Raw genomic sequence first — 13,921 nt, 5'->3', positions numbered from 1 at the left:
GAGACGAAAGGGCCCCGTCACCGATGGCGACGGGGCCCTTCGTGGTCATACGCGCCGTGCGGGCGTCAGATCTTGGCGAAGCCGTAGGTCATGAGCTTCTTCGCGTCCGACTCGCGCTGGGCGATGGAGGTGGAGGCGAGGACGGTGCCGATGACCGTCTTGCCGCCGCGGGTGGCGGCGAAGACGAGGCAGTACTTGGCCTCGGGGCCGGAGCCCGTCTTCACGCCGATCGTGCCGCTGTAGCTGCTGAGCAGACCGTTGGTGTTCGTCCACGCGGCCATCGTGCGGGTGCTGCCCGTCTTGGTGACGGTCTTCGCCGTGTACGACTTCGTCTTGACGATCGTGCGGAACATGGAGTTCTTCATCGCACTGCTGGCGATCTTCGTCAGGTCGCGCGGCGTCGAGTAGTTGGACCCATTCCCTATGCCGTCGAACGAGTCGAAGTGGGTGTTCGTCAGGCCCAGGTTCTTGGCGGCGGTGTTCATCTTGCCGATGAACGACTTCACCCGGGTGGCCCGCGTCGAGCCCGAACCGAACTTGTCCGCGAGCGCGTAGGCGGCGTCGCAGCCGGACGGCAGCATCAGGCCGTACAGCAGCTGGCGGACCGTCACCTTGTCGCCGACGATCAGGTGCGCCTGGGAGGCGTTGTTGGCGACGACGTAGTCGCTGTACGCCTTCTGGATCGTCACCTTGGAGTCGAGGTTCAGGTTCGACGCCGCGAGCACGACCTTCGCGGTCATGATCTTGGTGGTGGAACCGGTGGAGCGCTTGGTGTCCGCGGCCTTGGTGTACAGCGTCTTGGCGTTGGAGTTGTTCATGACGTAGCCGCCCTTGGCCACGATGGAGGGCGTCGTGACCGCCTGCGCGGGCGCGGCGGCCAGGGCTCCGGTCGCGAGCATCGCGCCTGCGGTGACGCTGACCGCGGCGGCTCTGCGCAGCCGACGACCCTTCATGCCGATGTTGGCACTAATCAACTGATATACCCCGATTACGTTGAATGCCCCTGATGTGCGGCCGAGTTGGAGGGGAAAGAAGGTAGGGCCGCACGTGTGTGACACGTAAGTAGCACAGAAGGTTGTGTTCCTGCTGGGGCGGATTATCTCCGACGGAGGGCCGTCCGCATGATGGAACGGATCTTTCATGCGTACCTGTTGTATCTATGCTGTTCACATGAGCACCTCGGGGACCCTGACCACCAAGCAACCACCCGCCGCCGATCGCGTGTACACCCACGTCAAGCAGGGTGTCCTGGAACGGCGTTACGAGGGCGGCACCCTGCTGACCGAGGGCGAGCTCGCCGAGGCCGTGGGGGTGTCGCGCACGCCGGTGCGCGAGGCGCTGCTGCGGCTGGAGGTGGAAGGGCTGATCAGGCTCTACCCGAAGAAGGGAGCCCTGGTCCTGCCCGTGTCCGCGCAGGAGATCGCGGACGTGGTGGAGACCCGGCTGCTGGTCGAGGAGCACGCCGCACGCAAGGCCGTGCCCGCGCCCGCGGGACTGGTGGTGCGGCTCGAGGAACTGCTCGCGAAGCAGCGGGAGCAGGTCGCCGCGGGCGACCTCGCCGCGGCCGCCGTGACCGACCGCTGCTTCCACGCCGAGATCGTCCGCAGCGGCGGCAACGAGATCCTCTCCCGGCTCTACGACCAGTTGCGCGACCGCCAGTTGCGGATGGGCGTCGCCGTCATGCACTCCCACCCCGACCGGGTCGCCAAGACCCTCGCCGAGCACGCGGAGATCCTCCAGGCGCTGCGCTCGGGGGACGTGGAGGCGGCGGTCGACGTCGTCCACCGGCACGTCAGCTGGTTCTCGCACCTGGCGCGGGGTGAGGTCCGATGAGCTCGGCCTCCTCCTCGTCCTCCTCGGTCGTGCTGCCGGGTGATCCGCCGGGCGGCCGCCGCGCGATGGCCGTGTGGGGCATCGGCGTCTCCGTCTACTTCGTCGCCGTGATCTTCCGAACGTCCCTCGGGGTCGCCGGCCTGGACGCCGCCGACCGCTTCCACGTCAACGCCTCGGCGCTGTCCACCTTCTCGATCCTCCAGCTGCTGGTCTACGCCGGCATGCAGATACCCGTCGGCCTGCTGGTGGACCGGCTCGGCACCAAGAAGGTGCTGACCATCGGGGTGGTGCTGTTCACGGCGGGGCAGCTGGGCTTCGCCTTCTCCCCCTCCTACGGCACGGCCCTCGCCTCGCGCGCGCTGCTCGGCTGCGGTGACGCGCTGACGTTCATCAGCGTGCTGCGGCTCGGCACCCGCTGGTTCCCGGCCCGCCGCGGACCGATGATCGCGCAGCTCGCGGGCCTCGTCGGCATGGCGGGCAACCTGGTCTCGACGCTGGTGCTGTCCCGGCTGCTGCACGGCGTGGGATGGACGGCCGCCTTCGCGGGCAGCGCGCTCGCCGGCGTCGTCGTCCTCGTCCTGCTCCTGCTGTTCCTCAAGGACCACCCCGAGGGCCACGAGCCGGAGCCGCTGCCGCACCAGGGTGCCGCGTACGTACGGCGGCAGATCGCGGCCTCGTGGCGGGAGCCGGGGACCCGGCTCGGGCTGTGGGTGCACTTCACGACCCAGTTCCCGGCGATGGTGTTCCTGCTGCTGTGGGGCATGCCGTTCCTGGTCCAGGCGCAGGGACTGTCCCGCGCCACGGCCGGCGAACTGCTGACGCTGGTCGTCCTGTCGAACATGGTCGTGGGACTCGTCTACGGCCAGATCATCGCCCGGCACCACGCGGCGCGGCTGCCGCTCGCGCTCGGGACCGTGGCGGCGACGGCGACGGTGTGGGCGGTGACGGTCGCCTACCCGGCCGACACGGCGCCGATGTGGCTGCTGGTCGTGCTGTGCACGGTGCTCGGCGCGTGCGGTCCGGCGTCGATGATCGGCTTCGACTTCGCGCGGCCCGCCAACCCGGCCGAGCGTCAGGGGACGGCCTCCGGGATCACCAACATGGGTGGTTTCGTCGCGTCGATGACCACCCTGTTCGCGATCGGCGTGCTGCTCGACGCCACCGGCGACGACTACGCCATCGCCTTCTCCGCGGTGTTCGTGCTCCAGGCGCTCGGGATCAGCCAGATCCTGCGGCTGCGCGGGCGGGTCGCCCGGCGCGAGCGGGAGCGGCTGGTGGCGAGCCGGGTGGAGACGGTGCACGTGCCCGTGTGAGGCGGGGCGGTTCACCGCGACCGGCTTTCACAGCGCGGGTGTTGCTCTGTCCCAGGCGTGTGACAGCGATGTCGTGAAGCGAGGACGGACGTGACCCGAGGGACCGGTGGGCCCTCATAGTCGAGGAACGCAGTCCTCGCCTCCGAAGGGAACCCGTCGATGAACCGCCACGTCCGCAAGGCCGCCCTCGTCACCGCCGCGATCACGGCCGGCCTGCTGATGACGGCTTGTCAGAACGGCTCCGCGTCCAGCGGCTCGTCGGGCGACGGCGCCAAGAACGGCAGCGGCTCCCAGCACCGGTCCGCGTCGAAGACGTCCGGGCACGGGACGTCCGCGGGTTCCTCCGCCAAGCGGGGTTCCGCCGCGGCCGCGCGGAACGCGTCCAGCACCGGGCACGGCGTCACGGGCGCCTTCACCGGAGGCACGGTCAGCTACCTCGCCCCCGGCAAGTACCTCGTGCACGCGCCCGGAAAGACCGCCCAGGAGTTCTTCGTCGCCGACGACACCGCGGTCTACGGCGCCGGCAAGGTCTGCGGCAGCCCGCGCTCCGAGGCCCGCCCGCGCTGCACCCTCGACCAGCTGGAGACGGCCACCGAGAAGGCGGCCGTCACCGCCGACGTGACGCTGAAGAACGGCATCGCCACCGTCGTACGCGAGCGCCACGACGTCGAGAACGGCTCGGGTACCGGCGCGACGGGCGTGAACGGCACCTGGCTCGGAAATGTGAGCTACCTCGCGCCGGGCAAGTACACGGTCTCCGACATGAAGGGCGTGGAGCAGGCGTTCTACGTCGCCGAGGACACCGCCGTCCGGGGCGCCGGCACCATCTGCGGCAGCCCGATGTCCCAGTCGATGTACACGTGCACGCTCGACCAGCTCGAGGCCGCCGCCAAGAAGGGTGTGTCGGCCAAGGTCGTGATCGCCGACGGCGTCGCCACGTCGGTGACCGAGGACCGCTGAGCCGGCTCGCGCCCTACAGCGTCACCGTGAAGTTCCGCAGTATCGCCGACGTCAGCTCCGGGTCGCCCTCCGCCTTCACCCGGTCCGCCACGGCCTCCGGCGTCACCCGGCCGCAGGCCAGGCGGACGAAGGTCTCCCAGTCGAGGGTGAGGGTGGCGGCGGGGCCGAGCGCGGGAGCGGTCTCGAGGGTGCCGCGGCCCTGGATGTCGACGCGGATGGTGCGCAGGAACTCGATCGGGCCGTGCACGTCGAAGACGATCGCCGAACTGCGCGGCGCGGACGCCATGTCGGCGACGACCTCCGGCAGCTTGGCGAGGAGCACGTCCCGGGCGATGTGGGCGCCGGGGGAGTCGAGGTTGCCCGGGCGTCCGAGGGCGGCGCGCAGGTCCTGCTCGTGCACCCACACGTCGAAGGCGTGCTTGCGCATGGACTCTTCGAGCGTGGTCTCGGCGCCGAGCGGGCCGCGCACCTTGGTGCCGGGGTCCCGGTTCTCGTTCCGCAGCTGGCGGTTGCGGCGGATGATCACGTACTCCAGCTCGGAGGTCATCTCCGGTGCCGTGTGGTGGCGGCGGACGTCGACCTGGATCTCCGTGTAGCGCTGCTGGTCGTTGGTGACGTGGTACAGGTCGCGCGGCAGCGTGTGGATGGGGCGCGGGTCGCCGAGCATCTCGCAGTCGAGGCCGATGACATGGGAGACCACGTCACGGACGGACCAGCCCGGGCACGGAGTTCGCCTGTTCCACTCTCCCTCCACAAGCGGCCCCACCAGTTCGGATATCGCTTCGATGGAGTGGGTCCAGGCGTCGGCGTAGGGCTGGAGGGTGGGATGCAGACTCACGGAACGGGACCCCTCGGCGGTCGGTACACGGGCGGTTGGTGGCAGCGTTGCCAGCGGGAGGTGGCTGCACTCGGCGAGTGTCTTGGAACTCCCCCAGTCCTCGACTGGGCTCGAACCGGGGGGACCCCCAAGCTACGCTGCTGTGAGGCACCCCGGCAGTGCTTTCGTGTGACGATCGTAGGCCCGTGTGGACGGCTCGAATGCCAGGACGGTGGTACTGTGCGCGCCTCTGTGCTCCAGATCGACGTGAACGAGGGCGAATCGGTCGAATCCCGCCGACGGCGGGTGGCGTCGCTGGTCAGCGATCAGGCCGGAGCCGATCTGGTGGTCCTGCCGGAGCTGTGGACCACGGGCGCCTTCGCCTACCAGGCGTTCGCCGACGAGGCCGAACCGCTACAGGGCCCGACCTTCGAAGCCATGGCGAAGGCCGCGAGCGACGCGGGCGTGTGGCTGCACGCGGGCTCGATCCCCGAACGCGACCCTGAAGGTCCCCTCTACAACACCTCCCTCCTCTTCTCCCCCTCCGGCGACCTCGCCGCCGCCTACCGCAAGATCCACAGGTTCGGCTTCGACAAGGGCGAGGCCGTGCTGATGGGCGCGGGCCAGGACCTGGTGACGGTCCCTCTGCCGGAGACCACCCTCGGCCTCGCGACCTGCTACGACCTCCGCTTCCCCGAGCTCTTCCGCTCTCTCGTCGACGCCGGCGCCGAGACCCTTGTCGTCCCGGCGGGCTGGCCGGAGCGCCGCCGGTCGCACTGGACGCTGCTGGCCCAGGCGCGGGCGGTCGAGAACCAGGCGTTCGTGCTCGCCTGTGGAACGGCCGGGACACACGCGGGAGTTCCGCAGGCGGGTCACTCGATCGTGGTGGATCCGTGGGGCGAGGTGCTCGCGGAGGCGGGCGCCGGCGAAGAGGCCCTCTCGGTGGAGTTCGACCCTGGGAAGGTCGCGACGACCCGGGAGCAGTTCCCGGCCCTCAAGGACCGCATGCTCGGCCTGGAGCCGCCGCGCCGCCCCTAGCGGCGTCCCGGCCCCTGGCCCCGCTCTCCACGGTCGCGCGCCGCTCCCGGCGCGCGCTCCCGGCCCCGCTGCTCAGTCCTCCCGTTCCTTCTCCGCCAGGTGGATCACGCACACCGCCACGGCGATCAGCAGCGCCGGGTCCGCGTCGTCGCGCACCACGTCGACGCCGTAGGTCTCCCGCACGTGCAGCCAGCGCCGGGAGATCACGGCCAGCAGTTCGCCGTCGTACTCCACGGCGAACTCCCGGTCGAGGATCTTGCCGCTGACGTCGAGCTCGGTGCCGTCGACCAGGGCGACCCGGTAGTGGTTGCGCAGCAGGGACAGGCGCTTGCGCCTGATGGTGGCCAGGGCGTCGCCCTCGCGCTCGATCACCATCGTGTCGCGCAGGGCGAACATCTTCTGGTGGATGTCGATCAGGACGCGCCCGTGCGTGTCCTTGATCTCGAAGGTGTCCCTGAGGCGCATGGCCTTGCCGTCGACGAGGAACACCTTGTTGCCGTGCTCGTCCTCGATCCAGTAGTCGTCACCGAAGCCGAGGAGCCGGTCGCGTACGAGGAATCTCATACCGTCACCGCTTCCCCGGCGGCCGGTCCGAAACGCCGCCGGTAGGCCGACGGGCTGAGTCCGGTCCCGGCCCGCACGCGCGCGCGGAGGTTCGCCGCGGTCCCCAGACCGCTCCTCGCCGCCACCACGTCCAGCCGCTCCTCCCCGCGCTCGATCAGCCGGCAGGCGAGCGCCACCCGCTCCCCCGTCAGCCAGGCCAGCGGTGTCGTGCCGAGCTCGGCACGGAAGCGCCGGTGCAGGGTCGCGGGGGAGACGGCCGCGCGGGCCGCGAGGTCCGCCACCGTCAGCGGTTCGCCCAGCCGCTCCTGCGCCCACGCCAGCAGGGGGGCGAGCGAGTCCTCGGGCACCGCGGGCACCGGCCGCTCCACGAACTGCCGCTGCCCGCCGTCCCGGTGGGCGGCGAAGACCAGGCGCCGGGACACGGCGTTGGCGATCTCCGCGCCGTGGTCCTGCCGTACGACGTGCAGACCGAGGTCGAGCGCGGCCGCGCTGCCCGCGGCGGTCAGGATGCGGCCCTCGTCGACGAAGAGCACGTCCGGCTCCAGCAGGACCTTCGGATGCAGCTCGCGGAAGGCGCCGGCCCACATCCAGTGGGTGGTGGCCCGCCGTCCGTCGAGCAGCCCGGCCTCGGCGAGCGCGAAGCTGCCGGTGCACAGGCTCATGACGCGCGCCCCGCGCGCGTGGGTGCGCCGGATCGCCGCCAGGACGGCTTCGCCGCGCGGTACGACGTTGTCCGGCCGGCCGGGTACGACGAGGGTGTCCGCGTCGTCCACGGCGTCCAGCCCCGCCACCCCGGTGAGCGTGAAGAAGCCGTGGTTCATGCGCACCACGGGCGCGGGCGCGCACAGTGTCACCTCGTACAGCGGTGAGGGAAGGCGGAGTTCGGGGCGCGGCAGCCCGAAGAGCTCGGTGGCGACGCCCACCTCGAACGGGTTGGTGCCCTCGTCGACGATCACGGCGACCCGGTGCGGCCGTCCTGGGTCCGTACTGGTCCGCTGCGTGCGCGTCCGTGCGTGCGAGGATCCTTGCGGCATGTGCGATTTCTAGCACTCGTGCCCGGATCGGGCCACCGCCGACGATGAGATGCATGACCGACGAACCCGTCCTGCTGACCGATGCCCTCGCCTCCTTCACCGACCGGTGGAGCCCCCGCATCGTCACCACCGTCAACGACTACGACGTCCGTGTCGCCAAGGTCGAGGGCGAGCACCTCTGGCACGTGCACGACCACACCGACGAGTTCTTCCTGGTGCTCTCGGGCGAGCTGCACATCTCCCTGCGCGAGCCGGCCGGTGAGCGCACGGTCGTCCTTGCGCGCGGTGCGGTCTTCACCGTCCCCCGGGGCACCGAGCACAAGCCGTACGCGCGCGTGCCCACCGAGATCCTCATGCTCGAACCGACCGGCACTTTGACGGTCGGCGACCGGCACGACGAGGTTCCCGGGCACGTGGACGCGACCACCGGACACGCCCTGCGCTGACCGGGCCCCGGAATCCACCGGGCCACAAGGTGTCGCGGAGTTGAACTTCCCGTGCATGCACGGGAGTTGGCCAACCAATCGGGCAGGGCCCGAGTCGGACGTTACGCAAGCCGCACGGCTGCTCACGTTCCTCTCGGAGGTCTTTCATGCGCTTTCGTCCCGCCCGCCGCTGGCTGATACGCGCCGTCCCGGCGATGACGCTGGCCCTCGGCGCGGCTGTCGCCGTCCCGCTCGGCGTGGCCGGTCCCGCCGCCGCCGCGCCGGCGCCGGCCACCGCCGCGGTCAACGACTACGACTGGCAGCTCACCTACAAGGCGGCCCCCGGCCAGGCCAACACGGCCATGGTCACCGCGTCGTACACCGCGGACCGCACCGGCATCACCTACGTGATCGACGACGTCGTCCCGATCAGCCCGGGCCACGACTGCGCGTACCTCGACGGCTCGGACCGTACGAAGGTCTCGTGCACCGTCACGAACGTCGACAGCCAGGACCCGTACGCAGCCCTGGTCATGGATCTCGGTGACGGCAACGACAAGGCCGCGTACAACAACGCGACCGACCAGATCTACTCCTACGCCGAGATCTCGCTGGGCGCGGGCGACGACAAGGCGATCGACACCGGCCGCCTCGACGGCGCCTACGTCTCCGGCGACGCGGGCGACGACACCATCACCGTGGGCGCCGGGGGCCTGGCCTGGGGCGGCGTCGGCAAGGACACGATCTTCGCGAGCGGCGGCGACAACATCGTCCAGGGCGGCGCGGGCGACGACGTGCTGCACGGCGGCGACGGCGCCCAGTACCTGTCCGGCGACGACGGCAACGACGGCATCTACGGCGGCACCGGCGACGACACGCTCTACGGCGGCAAGGGCAACGATGTCCTGTACGGCAACAGCGGCAACGACAAGCTCTACGGCAACAGCGGCAACGACCGGCTCTACGGCGGCCCCGGCACCGACACGCTCTCGGGCGGCCCGGGCAGCAATGTGATCCACCAGGACTGAGGGGGCATCGGGAACGGGGGCTCCCGGGCGGGGCCCGGATCCCGGAAGGCCTGTGCGAGTTCATTACCTTCGACCCCGCTGTTCGTTCACAGAGTGAGCAACTCTGGGAGGGGAAATGCGGCAGGAGGATGCGCAAGCCGATCTCTACCTGCGGATCTCGCTGGAACGTGACGGCAAGACAGCCATCGAGCGCCAGGAGGCCGACTGCCGGACCTGGGCGGTTCGGCACGGTCTCGTGGTCCGCCGGGTGCATGTCGACCGCGGCAAGTCCGGCTACAAGGTTGTCGTCCGAAAGGGCTTCGACGCGGCCACGGAGTCCGTCGTGTCGGGCGCCGTGCGGACCCTGATCGTGTGGAAACTAGATCGGCTCAGCCGGAAGGGAACGGCTGAAGTCGGGCCGCTCCTGGAGCAGTTCGCCAGGGTTGGTGGACGACTCGTTTCCGTCATGGACGGACTGGATTCGAGTCTGCCCGGGGACGGACTCGCCATGGCTTCCCTGTCCGAGTGGGCCCGGGCCGAGGCGGAGGCGCAAGGTGAGCGCGTGCGCCATGCCAAGCGATTCCTGCGCGGTCGAGGACGATGGATCGGCGGGCAGCCGCCGTACGGCCTTCGCGTCGATGCCGAATCAGGCAGCCTGGAGCCGGACCCCGAGACGGCGGCGTATGCCCGCCTGATTGCGGACGAGGCGCTTGCGGGAAAGCCGCTGGTGAAAATCGCCAGGCTGCTCAACGAGTACGAGATCCCTGCGCCCAGAGGCGGCTTGTGGCAGGTCGGCTCACTGTCGCAATTGCTCAAGGCGCCGGCCTTCGCAGGACTTCTTCCGGAGACGGAGGTCGTCTGGGACGAGGAACGAGGCCGCCACAAGTACACCGGAGTCGTCCATCCCTACCTGGACCCGGATACGGGAAGCTCCGTGACGGTCGGAGTGGGAATCATCACCGTGGAGGAGCAGCAACTGATCATCGCAGCGCTCGCGTCCAGGACCAGGGTTCGAGGCGATGGCACGCGTCGGCCGGTCCGTGGGCCGGCCCACCTGCTGACCGGGCTGCTCCGCTGCGGTGCCGAGGGTTGCGGAGCGCGCATGAGCAGGAACGGCACGTCGTACGTGTGTCAGGGCGTGCGCCTCGGGCACACCTGCCCGGGCGCGCGAGCGATGGCAACCCGTGTGGAAGAGGCCGTGGTCTCCGCCTACCTGGGCCGGCATCCGACGCTGCTGGACCAGTGGGGAAGGAGCGGCCTGGAGGAAAGGCGGGCGCTCCTGTCCGCGGCCGTGGAGCGGGTCTGGGTGGCCAGGGCTGTCGGCCGAGGACATCGGTTCGATCCTGCCAAACGGCTTCGGATCGTCTGGGTGGGCGACGGCCATGAGGCATAGACCACGTGCGCCTGTGGTTGGCTTGAAGGATGGCAAAGCGCGTACGGGTCCGTGCTCCCGAGCTGATCGGCAAGGGCGGTTGGATCAACACAGATGACAAGGACCTCGGGCTCACTCGGCTTCGAGGACGCATCGTAATTGTTGATTTTTGGACATTTTGCTGCATCAACTGCCTGCACGTCCTGGACGAGCTGCGTGAGCTGGAGGAGAAGCACGCGGACACCGTCGTGGTGATCGGCGTGCACTCGCCGAAGTTCGTCCACGAGGCGGAGCACGCGGCGGTGGCCGACGCCGTGGAGCGGTACGGGGTGGCGCACCCGGTGCTCGACGACCCGGAGCTCGCGACCTGGAAGCAGTACGCGGTGCGCGCGTGGCCGACACTCGTGGTGATCGACCCCGAGGGGTACGTCGTCGCGCAGCACGCCGGTGAGGGCCATGTGCACGCCATCGAGCGCCTGGTGACGGAGCTGGAGGCCGAGCATGCGGCGAAGGGGACGCTGCGGCGCGGGGACGGGCCGTACGTCGCGCCGGAGCCGGAGCCGACCGCCCTGCGCTTCCCGGGCAAGGCGCTCGTGCTGCCGTCCGGGAACTTCCTGGTGAGCGACACCACCCGGCATCAGCTGGTGGAGCTGGCGGCGGACGGGGAGACGGTCGTGCGCCGGATCGGATCCGGCACGCGCGGGTTCTCCGACGGCCCGGCCGGGGCGGCCGCCTTCAGCGAGCCGCAGGGACTCGCCCTGCTCGACGAGGGCTCGGTCGTCGTCGCCGACACCGTCAACCACGCCCTGCGGCGGCTCGATCTCGCCTCCGGTGAGGTCACCACCCTGGCGGGCACGGGCCGGCAGTGGTGGCAGGGCTCACCCACCTCGGGCCCGGCCCGTGAGATCGACCTGTCCTCGCCGTGGGACGTGGCCCTCTTCGGCGGCAAGGTCTGGATCGCCATGGCGGGCGTGCACCAGCTGTGGGCCTACGACCCGGCGGCGCGGACGGTCGCCGTCACGGCGGGTACGACGAACGAGGGGCTCGTGGACGGACCCGGGCCCGAGGCCTGGTTCGCGCAGCCCTCCGGGCTCGCCGCGACCGCCGACCGCCTCTGGCTCGCCGACTCCGAGACGTCCGCCCTGCGCTGGGTGGACCTGGACGGCGGTGTGCACACGGCTGTCGGCACCGGGCTGTTCGACTTCGGGCATCGCGACGGCTCCGCGGAACAGGCCCTGTTCCAGCATCCGCTGGGCGTCACCGCGCTGCCGGACGGCTCCGTCGCGGTCAGCGACACCTACAACCACGCCCTGCGCCGCTTCGACCCCGCGACCGGCGAGGTCACCACCCTGGCCACGGACCTGCGGGAGCCGAGCGACGCGGTCCTCGCCGGCGACGACATCGTGGTGGTCGAGTCGGCCCGGCACCGGCTGACCCGGCTGCGCCTGCCGGAGGAGGCCGTGCAGGTCGCCTCGGTGGCCCACCGCACCCAGCGTGCAGCCACCGAAGTCGCCCCCGGCGGGCTGGAGTTGGACGTGATCTTCCAGGCCCCGGCGGGCCAGAAGCTCGACACGCGGTACGGCCCCTCGACCCGTCTGCTGGTCTCCGCCACCCCGCCCGAGCTGCTGCTCGTGGGGGAGGGCGCCGACACGGACCTGACCCGCGCCCTGGAGCTGAACCCGAAGATCGCGGAGGGCGTTCTGCACGTCTCCGCGATGGCCGCGTCGTGCGACGACGACCCGTCCAACGCGTACCCGGCCTGCCATGTGCACCAGCAGGACTGGGGCGTACCGGTCCGCCCCACCGAGGGTGGGGCGGACCGGCTGCCGCTGGTGCTGGCCGGCATGGACGATCAGACGCCGTAGCCGTCGCTGTAGCCGTCCCGGTGATGGTGGTGGTGGCCCTCGTCCTCCACGACCGGGGTCGTGGGCGGCACCACCACGCGCCGGCGGCGCGCGATGCTGCTGAAGGTGGTGACGCCGATCAGTCCGACGACCATGAGGATGATGCCGACCAGGTCGAGGTTGACCCCCTTCATGTGCCAGTCGGTCGCGAACGTGAGAATTGCTCCCGCGGCGATGAGGATGATGCATCCGCCGAGGCTCATGAGTGTCGCCTCCCTGTCCGGTCCGGTTGCTTCCGGACTTCCGGTCAACTCCGTGTACCCGGAGGTCCGCTGGTCATGCGGAGGCGACGGCTCGAGTGCTGGGCGTGGGCCGGGGGGCTAGCCCTCCAGGAATGCCACCAGCGCGTTCGCCAGCAGATGCGGGTCGTCCGCCCCGCACAGTTCGCGGGCGCTGTGCATCGAGAGGATCGCCACCCCGATGTCGACGGTCCTGATGCCGTGCCGGGCCGCGGTGATCGGGCCGATCGTGGTGCCGCACGGCATGGAGTTGTTGGAGACGAAGGACTGGAAGGGGACGTTCGCCCGCTCGCAGGCGGCGGCGAAGACCGCGCGGCCCGAACCGTCGGTGGCGTAGCGGTTGTTGACGTTGACCTTGAGGATCGGCCCGCCGTTGACCCGCGGGTGGTGCGTCGGGTCGTGCCGCTCCGCGTAGTTGGGGTGGACCGCGTGGCCGGTGTCCGACGACAGGCAGACCGTTCCCGCGAACGCTCTCGCCCGGTCTTCGAAGGTCCCTCCGCGCGCGAACACCGAACGCTCCAGCACGCTGCCGAGCAGCGGCCCGTCCGCGCCGGTGTCCGACTGCGAGCCGTTCTCCTCGTGGTCGAAGGCGGCGAGCACGGGGATGTACGGCAGGTCGTGCCCGGCGACCCCCGCCAGCGCGGCCACGCCCGCGTGGACCGACAGCAGGTTGTCCATGCGCGGCCCCGCGACCAGCTCCTTGTCCCGGCCCAGATAGGACGGCGGCTCCACGGAGTGCGTCATCAGGTCCCAGCCGGTGACCTGGCCCGCGCCGAGCCCCGCCTCCTCCTCCAGGAAGGCGATCAGATCGCCCTCGCGCACGTCGTCGGCCAGCCCCCAGATCGGCAGCATGTGGCGCTGCTTGTCGAGCTTGAGGCCCTCCGCCGACACCGAGCGGTCCAGGTGGATGGCGAGCTGAGGGACCCTCAGCAGCGGCCGGTCGACGTTGACCAGGCGCGTCGAGCCGTCCCGCAGGGTGAGCCGGCCCGCGAGGCCCAGGTCGCGGTCGAGCCAGGAGTTCAGCAGCGGCCCGCCGTAGATCTCCACCGCCATCTGGCGCCAGCCGTGCGCACCGGTGTCCGGCTGCGGCTTGACCCGCAGGTTCGGGGAGTCGGTGTGCGCGCCGACGATACGGAACGGCGTGTGGGGCGCCGCGCCCTCGGGGACGTACCAGGCCACGATCGCGCCGCCGCGCAGCACGTACCTGCCGCCGCTGCCCGAGGCGGAGACCGCCGATGCGTCCGAGTCCCAGGCGTCCGTCTCCGCGACCTGCCGGAACCCGGCCTTCTCCAGCCGCTCGGCGGCACTGGCCACCGCGTGGTACGGCGACGGGCTCGCCGCGAGGAAGGACATCAGGTCGTCGGTGTGGCCGCGGTCGAAGCGGTGGGGTTCGCTCATGGGGTTCACCTTAACGA

14 protein-coding genes are annotated in these 13,921 nt (G+C 70.6%); 8 read left to right on the top strand and 6 right to left on the bottom strand.

Translation table 11 applies throughout. From position 1 onward, the window contains the following. Window positions 1-65: 65 nt before the first annotated feature. On the bottom strand, window positions 66-953 hold the full coding sequence (locus tag ACIBN2_RS26960) for a D-alanyl-D-alanine carboxypeptidase family protein (protein WP_399137959.1): 888 nt from the start codon (window positions 951-953) through the stop codon (window positions 66-68). A 217-nt stretch (window positions 954-1,170) separates the two neighbouring features. Between ACIBN2_RS26960 and ACIBN2_RS26955 the strand changes: the two genes are divergently transcribed. From ACIBN2_RS26955 to ACIBN2_RS26945, 3 genes are all read left to right on the top strand, one after another. Beyond that, window positions 1,171-1,833: a GntR family transcriptional regulator gene (locus tag ACIBN2_RS26955; protein ID WP_399137957.1), complete on the top strand. Its 663-nt coding sequence runs from the start codon at window positions 1,171-1,173 to the stop codon at window positions 1,831-1,833. Beyond that, window positions 1,830-3,146 carry a nitrate/nitrite transporter gene (locus ACIBN2_RS26950; protein ID WP_399137955.1) on the top strand — a complete coding sequence of 439 codons (1,317 nt, stop codon included), beginning with the start codon at window positions 1,830-1,832 and terminating at the stop codon, window positions 3,144-3,146. The genes ACIBN2_RS26955 and ACIBN2_RS26950 overlap by 4 nt, the downstream gene beginning before the upstream one ends. Window positions 3,147-3,305: 159 nt before the next feature. Next, a complete protein-coding gene (locus ACIBN2_RS26945; protein ID WP_399137953.1) occupies window positions 3,306-4,106 on the top strand; it encodes a hypothetical protein in 801 nt (266 codons plus the stop codon). 13 nt (window positions 4,107-4,119) lie between these two features. Here ACIBN2_RS26945 and ACIBN2_RS26940 read toward each other — a convergent pair whose 3' ends face one another. Continuing rightward, window positions 4,120-4,944 carry a maleylpyruvate isomerase family mycothiol-dependent enzyme gene (locus tag ACIBN2_RS26940; RefSeq protein ID WP_399137952.1) on the bottom strand — a complete coding sequence of 275 codons (825 nt, stop codon included), beginning with the start codon at window positions 4,942-4,944 and terminating at the stop codon, window positions 4,120-4,122. Between the two features lie 219 nt (window positions 4,945-5,163). Here ACIBN2_RS26940 and ACIBN2_RS26935 point away from each other — a divergent pair, with 219 nt between their 5' ends. Further along, window positions 5,164-5,961 (top strand): carbon-nitrogen family hydrolase, encoded by a 798-nt coding sequence (locus ACIBN2_RS26935; RefSeq protein ID WP_399137950.1) that lies wholly within the window; start codon window positions 5,164-5,166, stop codon window positions 5,959-5,961. Between the two features lie 72 nt (window positions 5,962-6,033). Here ACIBN2_RS26935 and ACIBN2_RS26930 read toward each other — a convergent pair whose 3' ends face one another. Next, window positions 6,034-6,525 carry an LURP-one-related/scramblase family protein gene (locus tag ACIBN2_RS26930; protein WP_399137948.1) on the bottom strand — a complete coding sequence of 164 codons (492 nt, stop codon included), beginning with the start codon at window positions 6,523-6,525 and terminating at the stop codon, window positions 6,034-6,036. Further along, window positions 6,522-7,559, bottom strand: a complete 1,038-nt coding sequence (locus ACIBN2_RS26925; protein WP_399137947.1) for a GlxA family transcriptional regulator — start codon at window positions 7,557-7,559, stop codon at window positions 6,522-6,524. The genes ACIBN2_RS26930 and ACIBN2_RS26925 overlap by 4 nt, the downstream gene beginning before the upstream one ends. A gap of 53 nt (window positions 7,560-7,612) precedes the next feature. Here ACIBN2_RS26925 and ACIBN2_RS26920 point away from each other — a divergent pair, with 53 nt between their 5' ends. The 4 genes from ACIBN2_RS26920 to ACIBN2_RS26905 all read left to right on the top strand — a co-directional run bounded on the left by ACIBN2_RS26920 (window position 7,613) and on the right by ACIBN2_RS26905 (window position 12,228). Next, window positions 7,613-8,005, top strand: coding sequence for a cupin domain-containing protein (locus ACIBN2_RS26920; RefSeq protein WP_399137946.1), 393 nt, complete (start codon window positions 7,613-7,615; stop codon window positions 8,003-8,005). Window positions 8,006-8,151: 146 nt separating this feature from the next. Further along, window positions 8,152-9,012, top strand: a complete 861-nt coding sequence (locus ACIBN2_RS26915) for a calcium-binding protein (protein ID WP_399137944.1) — start codon at window positions 8,152-8,154, stop codon at window positions 9,010-9,012. A 115-nt stretch (window positions 9,013-9,127) separates the two neighbouring features. Further along, window positions 9,128-10,384, top strand: coding sequence for a recombinase family protein (locus tag ACIBN2_RS26910; RefSeq protein ID WP_399137942.1), 1,257 nt, complete (start codon window positions 9,128-9,130; stop codon window positions 10,382-10,384). Between the two features lie 29 nt (window positions 10,385-10,413). Then, window positions 10,414-12,228 (top strand): NHL domain-containing thioredoxin family protein, encoded by a 1,815-nt coding sequence (locus ACIBN2_RS26905; RefSeq protein ID WP_399137941.1) that lies wholly within the window; start codon window positions 10,414-10,416, stop codon window positions 12,226-12,228. On the opposite strand, the gene ACIBN2_RS26900 is transcribed toward ACIBN2_RS26905, so the two are convergent. Both ACIBN2_RS26900 and ACIBN2_RS26895 read right to left on the bottom strand, forming a co-directional pair. After that, on the bottom strand, window positions 12,216-12,470 hold the full coding sequence (locus tag ACIBN2_RS26900) for a DUF6458 family protein (protein WP_399137939.1): 255 nt from the start codon (window positions 12,468-12,470) through the stop codon (window positions 12,216-12,218). The genes ACIBN2_RS26905 and ACIBN2_RS26900 overlap by 13 nt on opposite strands. A gap of 117 nt (window positions 12,471-12,587) precedes the next feature. Continuing rightward, on the bottom strand, window positions 12,588-13,904 hold the full coding sequence (locus tag ACIBN2_RS26895; protein WP_399137937.1) for a M18 family aminopeptidase: 1,317 nt from the start codon (window positions 13,902-13,904) through the stop codon (window positions 12,588-12,590). Window positions 13,905-13,921 lie beyond the last annotated feature (17 nt).

The sequence above is a fragment of the Streptomyces sp. NPDC050534 genome (assembly GCF_044457745.1).
Taxonomy (GTDB): Bacteria; Actinomycetota; Actinomycetes; order Streptomycetales; family Streptomycetaceae; genus Streptomyces.
This window is presented reverse-complemented; position numbering and strand designations above follow the sequence as displayed.